Below are 13445 nucleotides of genomic sequence, written 5' to 3'. Positions count from 1 at the left end.
ACGTTGCATTGATTCAGAACTGGTAGCTGACCGTTGCGCTGACGTTGCGCTCCTCGCCCAGGTAGCAGAAGCTCAGGCTGGCACAGGAAGCCACGTAGGATTCGTTGGTCAGGTTATTGGCATTGAGGCGCACATCGACGCCCTTGAGGCCGAGCTTGCCCAGGTCATAACCCATGGATGCATCGAACAGCGTGTAGGCCGGCACCTTCAGGGTGTTTTCCGCATCGGCCCAGCTGTAGCCGACGTAACGCACGCCGCCGCCCAGGCGCAGGCCGTCCAGGACGCCACCGGCAAACCTGTAGTCGGCCCACAGCGAAGCCATGTGGCGCGGGGCCTGGGTTGGCGAATTACCCTGGTTCTCGATCAGGTTGCCCGGGGTGCTGAGGGTGCTGACCATCGACTTGGAGTATTTGATATCGGTGAAGGTGTAGCTGCCCAGCACCTTCAATTGCTCAGTCAGTTGCAGGTGGCCTTCAAGCTCCAGGCCCTGGGAACGTACCGCCCCGACGGCACGATAGAAGTTCTCCTGTGGCAGCTTGGAAGCCAGGTTCTCCTGGTCGATGCGGAACACCGACGCGGTGAACAGATTGTCCGTGCCCGGCGGCTGGTACTTGAGCCCCGCTTCCCACTGCGTGCCATCGGTCGGTGGCAATGGATTGCCCGCGGCGTCGGAATACGAGTTCGGGTTGAACGACTCGGAGTAGCTGATGTACGGCGCGATGCCGCTATCGAACAGATACAGCGCACCGGCCCGCCCGGTCAGCTTGGTACGGCGGTCGCTGATTTGCGTGCCCAGCGGGCGGGCGGCCTCGGCGATGCGGTTCTCGTCGGACGTCTCGACCCAGTCCTGGCGCAGGCCCAGGGAGAAGCGCCACTTGTCCATTTCCACCAGGTCCTGCAGGTAGACGCCGGTCTGTTCCAGGCGACGCAGGTAGCTGGTCGGGCTGTAGTAGCTGATGGCCGAGTTGCCGTAGACCGGGTTGAAGGCATTGATCGGCGCCAGCGCACCCTGGCTCCAGTCCACCACGGTTTTGCGCCGTTGGTAGTCGGTGCCCATCAGCACGGTATGCCGGGTTTCGCCGAGCTGGAGCTCGGCCTGCAGCATGTTATCGATGATAAAGGCATGCAGCTGTTCATTGCCGCCGGAGTAGTAGCGGTTGAGTTCGTTGCTGGTCGGGCTGGTCCAGCCATAGGCATAGACCTGGTCGAGCTTCACCTTCGAATCCAGGTAGCGGAAGTTCTGCCGGGCGGTGAAGACATCGTTGAAGCGGTGCTCGAACTGATAGCCGAACGACTGCTGGTTGCGGCTGTAGCCGTCGATGCCGGGTTCGCCTTCGAAGAAATGTTCGGAGATACGCTGGCCATTGCGCTGGTGCAAGGTGCCGTCGGCCGGCATGCCGCCATGATAGCCGCCATCGGGATCGTTCTGCAGATAAGCCTGCAGGGTCAGCGAGGTGTCCTCGCTGAAGTCGATGCTCAGGCTCGGTGCCAGGGCGTAGCGTTTTTCCCGGGTGTGCTCGAACTGGGTGTCCGACTGGTCCGTCAGGCCCGTCAGGCGATAGGCAATATGCTTGTCATCATCGAGCGGGCCGCTGAAGTCGAAACCTACCCCACGCTTGTTCTGGCTGCCCACCGTCGCCTGGATCTCGTGATAGGGCGTGAACAGCGGCTTCTTGCTGGTCAGGGCCACCAGGCCGCCTGGCGAGCTGCGACCATAGAGCACCGAGGACGGCCCCTTGAGAATATCCACGCGTTCGAGGAAGTACGGGTCTACCTGCATGGTGCTGTAGGTACCGCTGTCGCCCATGGACTTGAGGCCGTCGAGGTAGATATTGTCCACCGAGCCGTCGTTGAAGCCACGCATGGCCACGTAGTCATAGCGGTGGGTCGCGCCATAGGGGTTGGTCAGCACGCCGGGGGTGTAGCGCATCGCCTGGGCGACCGTCTGAGAGCCCTGGTCGTCCATCTGTTCACGGGTGACCACCGAGACCGTCTGCGAGGTTTCCAGCAGCGCGGTGCTGGTCTTGGTGGCGATCTGGCTGTGGGTCGCGTTGTAGCCGTCCATGCTCCCCAGCGCGTTGCCCAGGGCGAAGCCCTTGACCTCGGTGCTCGGCAACTCCAGGGCAGCGCCCTCGGCGGCACGTTGCAGGACGTAGCTGCGACCATCCTCGCTGGTCGCCTGCAGGCCGGTGCCGTCCAGCAGCCTGCGCAGCCCTTGCTCGGTGCCGTAGTCGCCCTGTAATCCTGGCGACTGTTTGCCCTGGGTCTGTTCCGGGGTCGTCGCGAGACTGATCCCGGCCTGACGGGCGAACTGGTTGAGGACGTCGCCCAGGGACCCCGGCGCAATCTGGTACACCGTGACCGGCTCGGCGGCCATGCTTGGCAGCGGTAGGGTACTGATGCTCAGGGCGGTGGATAACAGGGTGATGCGCGCGGCCTGGCCAAGGGTGGTTCGGGCCGTGGCGGCAGGAGAGGCTGGAAGCAGGGTGCACCGGGTCATTGCGGGTTTCCGTAAGGGTCGAGTAAGGCTGAATGAAGGGCTTACTGACTAAGCCGGACCCGAACGCAAAACCCGCCAGAAATAATTTCGAATCAGGCCTGGCGCTCCAGCGTGACCCACCAGCCGGTGCGATAACGCACCCGTACCGGCAGGGTGCGTGGCAGCAGCACCAGCAGCTTGTCGGTGTCTTCCAGGCGAAAGACTCCGGACAGGCGCAGGTCGGCGATGTCCGCCGCGCAGCCCAGGTAGCCACGGCGATAACGCCCGACTTCATCGAGAAAGTCGGCCAGGCGCATATTGCGCGTGACGATCAGGCCATCGGCCCAGGCGCCGATATCCATGTCCGGTGGCGCGATACGCTGCGCCCCCCGGGCGCTGACCCGATAGCTCTGGCCGGCCGGGACCTCGATCGTGCTCCCACTGGCCGGCGAGAGGATCAGCACATTGCCGCTGGCCACGCTCAGGCGTGTGCAGCCGGGCTCTTCACGCAGCACGAACCGCGCCTCCCGCCCCTCGAACAGGCCATGGCGACTCTCGACCCGCAACGGTCGCGACACCGGGACTGCGTGCTCGGCGCCGCACGTGACCATGATCTCGCCGCGATTGAGACTGATCAGCCGCTGCCCGGCGTTGAAGTGCAGGTCGACGGCACTGTCGGTATCGAGTTGCAGGCGGGTGCCGTCGGGCAGGTAGAAGCTGCGGCGCTCGCCCGTGGCGGTGGCGAAATCGGCGGTCCATTGCTGCCAGGCCAGACTATCCCTGGCCAGCCACGCGGCCGAGCCCAGCATCAACACGCCGGACAACAGCTTGAGGGCCTGGCGGCGACCCAGTTGGCGACTGCTGTTCTCCAGGGTTTCGAACGCCACCCCGGCACCGGGCACCCGGCTCAACTGGCTGCTCAGCTCCCGTTGCAGGCCATGCACCCGCTGCCAGGCCAGTTCATGATCCTGGTGGGCCGCGCGCCAATGCCGGCATTGTTGCTGCAGGTGCGGGTTGGGCGCTTCGTTACGCAATCGCAACATCCATTGGATCGCCTGCTTGACGACCTGCGGTTGCGGCGCGGGACGAGTGTCCAGGTTAAGCGGGCCGTCCACGGGCTCAGGCCTCATAACGCAGGAGGTAGCAGTGGTAGAGCGCTTCGGCGACATAACGCTCGACGGTACGCAGCGACAGCTCCATGCGTTCGGCAATCTGCTTGTGGGTCAGGCCTTCGCACTGGGCCAGCAGGAACGCCTTGCGCACCTTGGGCTTGAGACCTTCGAGCAGACGCGCGATGTTTTCCAGCAATTCGAGGATCAGTGCCCGTGACTCTTCGCTGGGGGCTTCGGCTTCCGGCAGCAGGGCGAGGGTGTCGCGGTAGGCGCGTTCGATTTCCTCGCGGCGCCAGTGATCGATCACCAGCCCGCGGGCCACCGTGCGCAGGAATGCCCGGGGCGCCTTGAGTTCCAGGCGCTCGGTGCGCTGTAACAGGCGGACGAAGGTGTCCTGGGCCAGGTCGGCGGCATCGGCGGCATTGCCCAGGCGTACACGCAACCAGCCATGCAGCCAGCCGTGATGATTGCTATAAAGGATATGCAGCGCAGTGTCGGGAGAGGACATGAGGCCTGATGGCGGGTAAATGATAATAAGTCGCATTGTCTTGAAGCGAGATTGTTTTTGCAACCACGAATCAGCGCGTGACGATGCTCCTTTCATCAGGTAATCAGGACCTCTCCGAAAACTCGCTAAGTTTTCTTTGCGTGGTGCCGACAAGAAGATGAATCGTGCGTGCTCCAAAATGGAGCATCCATGGAGCGCTGCCTGCGACGCTACAAGGAATGTTGTCTCCCGTACGCACCCCATTTCCGGCATAAAGAAGTCCTATGAAATGAATCTTAAATTCAGCCATAAAATCCTTTTGGCCGCCTCCGGTGTCGTGGTTCTGGCGTTTGCGTTGTTCACTCTCTACAACGACTACCTGCAACGCAGCACCATCCGGCAGAACCTCGAGTCATCAGTCGAGCAAGCGGGCGACCTGACCGCCAGCAGTGTGCAGAACTGGCTGAGTGGGCGAATCCTGGTTCTGGAGAACCTCTCGCAGAACCTCGCGCACCAGGGCAGCAAGGCCGATTACCCAGGCCTGGTGGATCAACCTGCCTTCACCTCGAACTTCCAGTTCACCTATGTCGGCCAGACTGACGGCACCTTCACCCAGCGTCCCGATGCGAAGATGCCGGATGGCTACGACCCACGTCAGCGTCCCTGGTACAAAGCCGCCGTGACGGCGGACAAACCCATGCTCACGCCTCCTTACATGGCCTCGGTCGGTGGTTTGGTGGTGACCATCGCCATGCCGGTGAAGAGCGGCGGGCAACTGCTCGGCGTGGTGGGCGGCGACCTGAGCCTGGAAACCCTGGTGAAAATCATCAACTCGGTGGATTTTGGCGGGATCGGCCATGCCTTCCTGGTCAGCGGTGACGGTCAGGTGATCGTCAGCCCCGACAAGGACCAGGTGATGAAGAACCTCAAGGACATCTACCCGGGGTCGTCGGTGCGTATCGCCAAGGGCATCCAGGAGGTCACCCTGAATGGCCAGCAGCGGATCCTGTCTTTTACCCCGGTAGTGGGGCTGCCATCGGCGGACTGGTATATCGGCCTGTCGATCGACAGGGACAAGGCCTATGCGCCACTGAGCAAGTTCCGCACTTCGGCACTGATTGCGATGGTCATCGCCGTGGTCACCATCGCGGTGCTGCTGACCTTGCTGATCCAGGTGCTGATGCGTCCGTTGCTCACCATGGGCCGTGCCATGCAGGATATCGCCCAGGGCGAGGGTGACCTCACCCGTCGTCTGAACATTGTCCACAAGGACGAATTTGGCGAGCTGGCCGGCTCCTTCAACCAGTTCGTCGAGCGGATTCATGCCTCGATCGCCGAAGTGTCTTCGGCCACGCGTCAGGTACACGATCTGTCCCAGCGGGTGATGAACTCATCGAACGCCTCGATCATCGGTTCCGATGAGCAGAGTGCCCGCACCACCAGTGTTGCGGCTGCGATCAATCAGTTGGGTGCGGCGACACAGGAGATCGCCCGAAATGCCGCCGATACCTCGCAACACGCCAGCGGTGCGAGCGAGCAGGCCGATGACGGTCGTCAGGTGGTGGAGCGCACCATCCAGGCGATGACCGAGTTGTCGCAGAAGATCAGCCAGTCCTGCATCCAGATCGAAACGCTGAACTCCAGCACCGACAACATCGGCCACATCCTCGATGTGATCAAGGGTATTTCCCAGCAGACCAACCTGCTGGCCCTCAACGCCGCCATCGAGGCGGCGCGTGCAGGCGAGGCTGGTCGCGGTTTTGCGGTGGTGGCCGACGAGGTGCGCAACCTGGCCCACCGTACCCAGGAATCGGCGGAGGAGATCCACAAGATGATCACCGCATTGCAGGTCGGCTCCCGTGAGGCAGTGACGACCATGAATGCCAGCCAGACCTCCAGTCAGGAAAGCGTCGAAGTCGCCAACCAGGCCGGTGCCCGGCTGGTCAGCGTGGCTCAGCGGATCGGCGAGATCGATGGCATGAGCCAGTCGGTGGCGGCGGCGACCGAAGAGCAGACGGCGGTGGTGGAGACCCTCAACATCGACATCAGCCAGATCAACCTGCTGAACCAGCAGGGCGTGGCCAACCTCAATGAAACCCTGAAGGATTGCGATGCCCTGGCGAAGCAGGCCGGTCGCCTGAAACAGTTGGTCGATAGCTTCAAGATCTGACCCTGGTCGATACCCTGCTCCTCGCAGTGCCAGGAGCAGGGCGTGTCGGGACGCCGCACGGCAGTCGCCCGTCGCTGCCAGGCCCCGAGCGGGATGGAATCTCTCGGCGGCCTATGTATATTCCCAAATAGTATTTAAAATATTTCTCTTATGACTATATTGTCATTCTCCTGCGTACCCACCGACCAATCGGCGCGCCGCACGAACTGAACCAACACGGGACCACCGTGAGTTTCTGATCGGGGCGCGCTATGGGGCGTGCTCTGCGTGGGAGTGAATATATGTCTTTGGTTTCTGCGGTTTCCCTGGCGCCCGTGGCGGTGCCCCAATCCTTCGAGATCCGCCCTTTCGTCGGCACGACAGGTGCCGAAATCATCGGCCTGGACCTGCGCCAGCCGGTCAATGAGCAGGATTTTGCCCGCATTCATCGTGCGCACCTGGATCACCACGTGCTGGTGTTTCGCGATCAGCGCATCAGCCCGCAGCAGCAGATCGATTTCAGCCGGCGCTTCGGCGTGTTGCAGATTCATGTGCTCAAACAGTTCCTCCTGGCCGGGCACCCGGAAATCCTGATCGTTTCCAACATCATCGAGAACGGTCAAAACATCGGCCTGGGCGATGCCGGTAAATTCTGGCACTCGGACCTTTCCTATAAGGAACTGCCAAGCCTCGGTTCGATGCTGCATGCCCAGGAATTGCCGACCGAAGGTGGCGACACGCTGTTCGCCGATCAGCACAAGGCCTGGGACAGCCTGCCCGAAGCGCTGCGCAAGGCGGTCGAAGGCCGCTCGGCGGCGCATTCCTATACTGCCCGCTACAGCGAAACCAAATTCGAAGGTAACTGGCGTCCGACCCTGACCCCGGAACAATTGGCCCAGGTTGCCGAAGTGGTGCATCCCATCGTCCGTACCCACCCGGAGACCGGACGCAAGGGGCTGTTCGTCAGCGAAGGTTTCACCACCCGGATCGTCGGTCTGCCGGAAGACGAAAGCCGGCAGGTCCTCAGCGAGCTGTACGCCCACAGCGTGCTCGCGGACAACGTCTACCGCCATCAATGGCAGGCCCACGACCTGGTGTTCTGGGATAACCGCTCGCTGATCCACCTGGCTGCCGGTTGCCCGAACCATTTGCGCCGCAAGCTCTACCGCACCACCATCCAGGGCGATGCCCCGTTCTGATTCGATCGCTGGTAAGGAGCATCCTCATGCCTGCACCCTTTGCGCGGTTGCCGAAACTCGGCCGCCTCACCACCACCCTCGGCCTGAGTTTGAGTCTGCTGGCCGGCGCCCTGCTGGCACCGGCGACGGCCCACGCCGAGGGCGAAATCCGCATCGCCGAACAGTTCGGCATCGTCTACCTGCTGCTCAACGTGGTCCGCGACCAGCACCTGATCGAAAAGCACGGCAAGGCCGAAGGCATCGATATCAAGGTCGACTGGACCCAGCTGTCGGGAGGCTCTGCGGTCAACGACGCACTGCTCTCCGGTTCGGTGGACATCGCCGGTGCCGGCGTCGGCCCGCTGCTGACCATCTGGGACCGCACCTACGGTCGGCAGAACGTCAAGGCTGTGGCTTCGCTGGGCAACTTTCCCTACTACCTGGTGAGCAACAATCCGAAGGTCAAGACCATTGCCGACTTCACCGAGCAGGACCGCATTGCCCTGCCGGCAGTGGGCGTCTCGGTGCAGTCGCGCTACCTGCAATACGCAGCGGCCAAGTTATGGGGCGACAAGGAATTCAATCGCCTGGACAAGTACACCGTTGCCGTTCCACACCCGGACGCCACTGCGGCCTTGCTGGCCGGCGGCACGGAACTGAGCGGACACTTCTCCAACCCGCCGTTCCAGGAACAGGCGCTGGAAAATCCCAACGTGCACGTGGTGCTCAACAGCTACGATCTGTTCGGACCGAACTCGCCGACCGTGCTGTTCGCCACCGAGAAATTTCGCAACGACAATCCCAAGACCTACAAGGCCTTTGTCGACGCCCTGGCTGAAGCGGCCGATTTCGCCCAGAAGGATAAGGGCGCAGCGGCGGACACCTACCTGCGGGTGACCAAGGCCAAGATCGACCGTGCGGCGTTGCTGAAGATCATCGACAACCCGCAGTTCGAATTCACCGTGACGCCGAAGAACACCTACCCGCTGGCCGAATTCCTCTATCGTGTGGGCGCCATCAAGCACAAACCCGAGTCGTGGAAGGACTACTTCTTCCAGGACGCCAAGCCGCTGCAAGGGAGCTGATCGTCATGAATGCTGCCTTGCCAGGCCACACGGCCAGCAAACCGATCGCTGCGGCGCCTGCGCTGCTGACGGTCGACCGGGTCAGCCTGGAGTACCGCACCCCGGAGCGGGTGGTGCGGGCCACGCACCGGGTCAGTTTCGACGTCGACCCGCAGGATCGTTTCGTCCTGCTCGGACCCTCGGGTTGCGGCAAGTCGACCTTGCTCAAGGCCGCCGCCGGGTTCATTCGGCCCTGTGAGGGCGAGATCCGCCTGCAGGGCCAGGTGGTCACCGAGCCGGGCCCGGATCGTATCGTGGTATTCCAGGAGTTCGACCAGTTGCCGCCGTGGAAGACGGTCAAGCAGAACGTCATGTTCCCGCTGCTCGCCTCCGGCACCCTCAAGCGTCGCGAAGCCGAGGAACGGGCGCTGCAATATCTGGAGAAGGTTGGCCTGGCGGCTTTTGCCGATGCCTACCCGCACACCTTGTCCGGCGGGATGAAAGCCCGGGTGTCGATCGCCCGGGCCCTGGCGATGCAACCCAAGATCCTGCTGATGGACGAACCGTTCGCCGCCCTCGATGCGCTGACCCGGCGCAAGATGCAGGAAGAGCTGCTGCAACTCTGGGAGGAGGTGCGTTTCACGCTGCTGTTCGTCACCCACTCGATTGAAGAGGCGCTGGTGGTGGGCAACCGCATCCTGTTGCTGTCACCCCATCCGGGGCGGGTACGGGCAGAGATCCACAGCCATCAGTACGACCTGCAGAGCCTGGGCGGCACGGCCTTCCAGGAATCGGCGCGGCGCATCCACCGGCTGCTGTTCGACGAAACCCCGCAGGCCGAAACCGAACTGGATTTCGCCGATATCCGCATTGCCTATTGAGTGGCTGGAGAGTCCCCGATGAGTCTTTCACCTCCCGTGCGGGAAGAATATGAAGTCACCCTGGAGCCGGTGCTCGAAGTACCGCTGGAGCGCGATCTGTCGCTGGCGCAACGGCTGTGGCAACAGGGCTGGCTGCGCAAGAGCCTGATCCTGGTGTTGCTGGCGCTGCTCTGGGAAGCCGTGGCGCGTTACCAGGACAACGACCTGCTGTTGCCGAGCTTTCTGCAGACCGCCAGCGCCTTTTATGACGGTCTGCTCAGTGGTGAACTACTGAGCAAGGTGTGGATTTCCCTGGTGGTGCTGCTCAAGGGCTACGTGGTTGGTGTGCTCCTGGCATTTGCCTTGACCACGCTGGCGGTGTCGAGCCGTTTCGGCCGCGACCTGCTCGGCACCCTGACCTCAATGTTCAACCCGTTGCCGGCCATTGCTCTACTGCCGCTGGCGCTGTTGTGGTTCGGGTTGGGACAGAACAGCCTGATCTTCGTGCTGGTGCACTCGGTGCTCTGGGCATTGGCGCTGAACACCTACGCGGGTTTTCTCGGGGTCTCGGAAACCCTGCGCATGGCGGGGCGCAACTATGGCCTCAAGGGGCTGCGCTTCGTGCTGTTCATCCTGATCCCGGCGGCGCTGCCATCGATCCTCGCCGGGCTGAAGATCGGTTGGGCCTTCGCCTGGCGTACCCTGATCGCGGCAGAACTGGTGTTCGGCGCCACCAGCGGCAAGGGTGGGTTGGGCTGGTACATCTTCCAGAACCGCAACGAGTTGTACACCGACAAGGTGTTTGCCGGCTTGGCAGTGGTGATCCTGATCGGCTTGCTGGTGGAGAACCTGGTCTTCGACAGCCTGGAGCGGGTGACGGTGAAGCGCTGGGGCATGCAGCGGTAATCTCTGTTGTCCGGGCCGACGCCTTCGCGGGCAAGCCCAGCTCCTGCAAGGCGGTGTCGATCACGGACTTTGCGTACGACATGATCCTGTAGGAGCCGGGCTTGCCCGCGAAAGCGTCGACCCAGACACCGCCAGACTCAAGGATTCTGCAAAAACACCACATACCCACGAAACCACTCACTTACCTTCAAATACGCGGGCTCCTGCCATTCCCCACCCTGGATCAGCCCGATCTTGAACGGTAATCCCAGCCGGTTCATCCGTGGCAGGTACGCGGCATAATCGGGAATGCTGTGGCGTCCCTGGTAGGTCTGCACCACCACCTCATCCACCACCCCCTTGAGTTGGGCAATGGCCGCCGGATCGGCGTTGCTGCTCCAGTCCATCAGCCCGGTGATGCTCAGGCGCAGATCCGCCGGCAGTCGTCTGCGCAGGTCGCGCAGGAAATTGGCGTATTCGTCGAGGTAGCGGGTGCGGGCATCGAAGTCGATCTGGATGCCCACCACCGGGTTGCCCGCCTGCTGCCAGCGTTTGACCTGGCCGAGCAGTTGGCGATAGACCGATTCCGGCCAGCGCAGGGTTTGGGCGCGATAGACCACCCAGACCTCGCCTCGGTTCAGGCGCGGAATCGCGATGCCCTGGGCGATGAAGTTGATCGCGCCCTGGCGTGACTGGCTGATCTGCCCCTGCAACACATACAGGCTGCGCGCCTGGGCCAGCACCGGCTGTGGCGCGACACCGCTCCACAGCCAGAACGCGTCATGCTCGCGGGCATCGACCGCTGCCAGCGCGCTGCCGCTGCTCAGCCAACTGGCCAGCAGCAGCCAACACCAACGAGCCATCGGCGCTTACCAGTAGTACTGCAGTGACTCGCCCCATTGGGTGTCGGCATACTTGCTCTTCAACTGCTTGAACCAGGCCTTGCGCTGCGCCGGCTCGACTTCCTTGCCGCCGCAACTGTTGTAGCCCGCCGGGGCGTAGCAGTTGATCGCCCGGAACAGCGCGTAGGCCTTGTCCGTGTGCGCTGCCTTGGGATCGGCCAGGACCTGCTGGTAGCCGTCGAGACGCGAGTACAGCGGCCCCTTGAACAGCGACGGGGTGCCGCCCAGTTCGTCCTTGCTGCGCTGGCTGTCCAGCGGCATGCCGTCCAGGCCATTGCGCAGGATGAACTCGCCCAGGCAGTTCAGCGCGGCCGGGGCCTTGGCGTCGGCCTGCAGGCTGGCGACGGTCTCGGCGATGGCCGGGCACGCGTAGCCGGACTCGGCCTTGGCGCCATTCCAGCGGAACAGCCTGAGCGACTGGCCACCACTGTAGACGTAGCCCAGGCTGGTACCCAGCTTGGTGTCGGCCGGTTCGGCAGGCAGTTGCTTCAAGTCTTCGCTGAAGTCCGGGTAGTGGCCCAGGCGCAGATCCTTGTAGAGCAGCACGAACAGGGCGCTGTCGCGCTCAGTGGCATCCGGGCCCTGCTTGACCTGCTGGCGCAGCAGTTCGGCATCGGCCACGTGGCGCAGCAGGATAGCGCGCACCTGGGCGGTCTTGATCGGCGAGTCGGCGGCGAACACCTTGGCCAGTCGCGCGCTGCGCTCGTAGTTGTTGGCCAGTGCCAGTTCCAGCTGCTCGCGTTGCAGCGGCTGCTTGACCTGGGCCAGCAACTGCAGCCACAGCGTTTCCGCGGCCGGCCAGTCCTGTTTGGCTTCCAGTGCCAGCCCACGCAGCATCTGCTGGCTGAAGGCGAAGTAGTCCAGCTTCGACGGGATCTCGGTCGGCAGGCTCTTGAGCGTCAGGTCCGGGTTCTTCTCGACATACAGGTGGAACGCTGCCAGCAGGTAATCATGCATCGCCGGTTGGGCGGCGAAGATCGACTTGTGGGCTTGCAGGGTTTCCAGGGTCAGTTGTTTCCTCGACTCGTAGTCGCCTATGGTGCGCATCGCCATCAGGTCGTTGACCAGCTGGAACAGTGGCTGGTTGATCTCGCCCACGCCGAACACCAGCTTGCTGTCGATTTCCTGCACCAGGTTGTCCGGGGAGACGTTGCGTGGAGCGTTTTCGGGCAGGTTGAACTGCCAGAGATACTCGGCCGCCTGCTTGTCGACAGCGCCCGCCTGCCAATAGACCCGGCGCAGCAGACCACGGGCGGATACCGCATAAGGACCTTGCGGATAGGCCTTGAGGTAGGCGTTGAAGCCGTCCTCGGCCTGTTTCAGTTGGGCCGGGTCGGCTTCCTTGCCGGTGGGCATGCCATCGCTATCGAAGGTGTTCTGCTGGGCCATATTCAGAGCGGTACGCGCCTGCATGTACAGCGCGGTTTCCTTCAACCAGGGCTGGTTGCTCTGGGCCAGGCTGGCGAAACCGCTGGCGGCTTCGCTGAAGCGGCCGCTGTAGAAATCGCTGGCGGCCCGCAGATAAGTGACAAACGCCTGGCCTGGCGCAGATTGCACGTCGGTGGGCAACAGCGCCGCCTGCTGCGCCGGGTCCCAGTTGCAAGTTCCGAGCATCTGCACCCGCGAGCGGGCCAGCGCCTTGCGCTCGCCCTCGGACAACTCGCCGGTGCCGACCAGCGCCTCGACGAATGCGCCAGCGCTTTCTTCCGAGTTGCTGCGGCAGCGGCTGCCCTCGCCGGAGAGGAACGCGTCGCCGGCCGGGGCTTCGCTGTCGCGCTTGATCCCGAGTTTTTCCAGGGCCTCGTCCAGCTCGACGCTCTCGGCGTTGCTCACTTCGCCGCTGCCATCGGGCGCACTCGATTGCACGCGGGTATTGGCGAACGGCACCGGGCCGTAGCCTTCGGAGAGTTCTTCTTCGTTCAACTCGTTGGGAGCCAGGGGCAGCTTGTCCTGGTCCGCCAGCAGCAGGCGCAGGTTGACCCGGCTGTCGTTGCTCGGGCTGAGGAACGCCAGGTTGCTGCAGCGGTCCAGGCCGTACTGCATCATCGACCAGCGCGGGTAGCAGAAATTATCGGAACTGGCCTGGGCCAGGGACGAGAAGGCAACGCCCAGCGCCAGGGATGTCAGAAGAGCGATACGCATGAATTTTCCTTAATCCTTAAACGTGCGGCGCCGTGGCCGGGAGGGAGCCAATCATACCGAAGCCCGGGATCTACACCTATGCTTGTACCGGGCGAGGCATCGCAGGCTGTGACCTGCCGCACATCGGCGAGCCGGGGGGCGATACTGGCAATTTGCTTGACGCTCACCCTGGCTACCGTAGACTCGC

The 13445-nt window shown here is 63.0% G+C and carries 10 protein-coding genes and 1 pseudogene; 6 read left to right on the top strand and 5 right to left on the bottom strand.

The genetic code is table 11. The features are described from left to right. Positions 1-13 precede the first annotated feature (13 nt). The 3 genes from BLU37_RS06655 to BLU37_RS06645 form a co-directional block, all read right to left on the bottom strand. Positions 14-2500, bottom strand: a complete 2487-nt coding sequence (locus BLU37_RS06655; protein ID WP_090203396.1) for a TonB-dependent siderophore receptor — start codon at positions 2498-2500, stop codon at positions 14-16. A 92-nt stretch (positions 2501-2592) separates the two neighbouring features. Next, positions 2593-3594, bottom strand: a complete 1002-nt coding sequence (locus tag BLU37_RS06650; RefSeq protein WP_090203393.1) for a FecR domain-containing protein — start codon at positions 3592-3594, stop codon at positions 2593-2595. Positions 3595-3598: 4 nt separating this feature from the next. Continuing rightward, entirely contained in the window at positions 3599-4099 is a 501-nt protein-coding gene (locus tag BLU37_RS06645; protein ID WP_010447430.1) for a sigma-70 family RNA polymerase sigma factor, read from the bottom strand. 157 nt (positions 4100-4256) lie between these two features. Here BLU37_RS06645 and BLU37_RS29855 point away from each other — a divergent pair. The 6 genes and pseudogenes from BLU37_RS29855 to BLU37_RS06620 all read left to right on the top strand — a co-directional run. Then, positions 4257-5393 (top strand): annotated as a pseudogene (locus BLU37_RS29855) (cache domain-containing protein); the annotation flags it as partial. A 69-nt stretch (positions 5394-5462) separates the two neighbouring features. Next, entirely contained in the window at positions 5463-6248 is a 786-nt protein-coding gene (locus tag BLU37_RS29850; RefSeq protein WP_406822883.1) for a methyl-accepting chemotaxis protein, read from the top strand. Between the two features lie 281 nt (positions 6249-6529). After that, on the top strand, positions 6530-7426 hold the full coding sequence (locus BLU37_RS06635) for a TauD/TfdA dioxygenase family protein (RefSeq protein ID WP_090203391.1): 897 nt from the start codon (positions 6530-6532) through the stop codon (positions 7424-7426). A 26-nt stretch (positions 7427-7452) separates the two neighbouring features. Then, positions 7453-8490, top strand: coding sequence for an ABC transporter substrate-binding protein (locus tag BLU37_RS06630; RefSeq protein ID WP_090203389.1), 1038 nt, complete (start codon positions 7453-7455; stop codon positions 8488-8490). Positions 8491-8495: 5 nt separating this feature from the next. Then, positions 8496-9350: an ABC transporter ATP-binding protein gene (locus tag BLU37_RS06625; protein ID WP_090203386.1), complete on the top strand. Its 855-nt coding sequence runs from the start codon at positions 8496-8498 to the stop codon at positions 9348-9350. A gap of 18 nt (positions 9351-9368) precedes the next feature. Continuing rightward, positions 9369-10235, top strand: coding sequence for an ABC transporter permease (locus BLU37_RS06620; RefSeq protein ID WP_090203384.1), 867 nt, complete (start codon positions 9369-9371; stop codon positions 10233-10235). A 137-nt stretch (positions 10236-10372) separates the two neighbouring features. Here the strand turns inward: BLU37_RS06620 and BLU37_RS06615 are convergent, their stop codons facing one another. Together BLU37_RS06615 and BLU37_RS06610 are read right to left on the bottom strand one after the other, a co-directional pair. Continuing rightward, positions 10373-11077 carry a DUF3142 domain-containing protein gene (locus BLU37_RS06615; RefSeq protein ID WP_090203381.1) on the bottom strand — a complete coding sequence of 235 codons (705 nt, stop codon included), beginning with the start codon at positions 11075-11077 and terminating at the stop codon, positions 10373-10375. 6 nt (positions 11078-11083) lie between these two features. Beyond that, positions 11084-13258, bottom strand: coding sequence for a tol-pal system YbgF family protein (locus tag BLU37_RS06610; RefSeq protein WP_090203378.1), 2175 nt, complete (start codon positions 13256-13258; stop codon positions 11084-11086). Positions 13259-13445: the final 187 nt, after the last annotated feature.

Origin of the sequence: Pseudomonas asplenii, assembly GCF_900105475.1 — a bacterium.
Lineage (GTDB): Bacteria > Pseudomonadota > Gammaproteobacteria > Pseudomonadales > Pseudomonadaceae > Aquipseudomonas > Aquipseudomonas asplenii.
The sequence above is the reverse complement of the archived record's forward strand: the minus strand, read 5'-3'. Positions and strand labels throughout refer to the sequence as shown.

What these genes read in the sequence shown, in the direction of transcription:
- BLU37_RS06655 (WP_090203396.1), bottom strand. Translation starts at nt 2,500, where the DNA reads ATGACCCGGTGCACCCTGCTTCCAGCCTCTCCTGCCGCCACGGCCCGA.
- BLU37_RS06645 (WP_010447430.1), bottom strand. Translation starts at nt 4,099, where the DNA reads ATGTCCTCTCCCGACACTGCGCTGCATATCCTTTATAGCAATCATCAC.
- BLU37_RS29850 (WP_406822883.1), top strand. Translation starts at nt 5,463, where the DNA reads ATGAACTCATCGAACGCCTCGATCATCGGTTCCGATGAGCAGAGTGCC.
- BLU37_RS06635 (WP_090203391.1), top strand. Translation starts at nt 6,530, where the DNA reads ATGTCTTTGGTTTCTGCGGTTTCCCTGGCGCCCGTGGCGGTGCCCCAA.
- BLU37_RS06630 (WP_090203389.1), top strand. Translation starts at nt 7,453, where the DNA reads ATGCCTGCACCCTTTGCGCGGTTGCCGAAACTCGGCCGCCTCACCACC.
- BLU37_RS06625 (WP_090203386.1), top strand. Translation starts at nt 8,496, where the DNA reads ATGAATGCTGCCTTGCCAGGCCACACGGCCAGCAAACCGATCGCTGCG.
- BLU37_RS06620 (WP_090203384.1), top strand. Translation starts at nt 9,369, where the DNA reads ATGAGTCTTTCACCTCCCGTGCGGGAAGAATATGAAGTCACCCTGGAG.
- BLU37_RS06615 (WP_090203381.1), bottom strand. Translation starts at nt 11,077, where the DNA reads ATGGCTCGTTGGTGTTGGCTGCTGCTGGCCAGTTGGCTGAGCAGCGGC.
- BLU37_RS06610 (WP_090203378.1), bottom strand. Translation starts at nt 13,258, where the DNA reads ATGCGTATCGCTCTTCTGACATCCCTGGCGCTGGGCGTTGCCTTCTCG.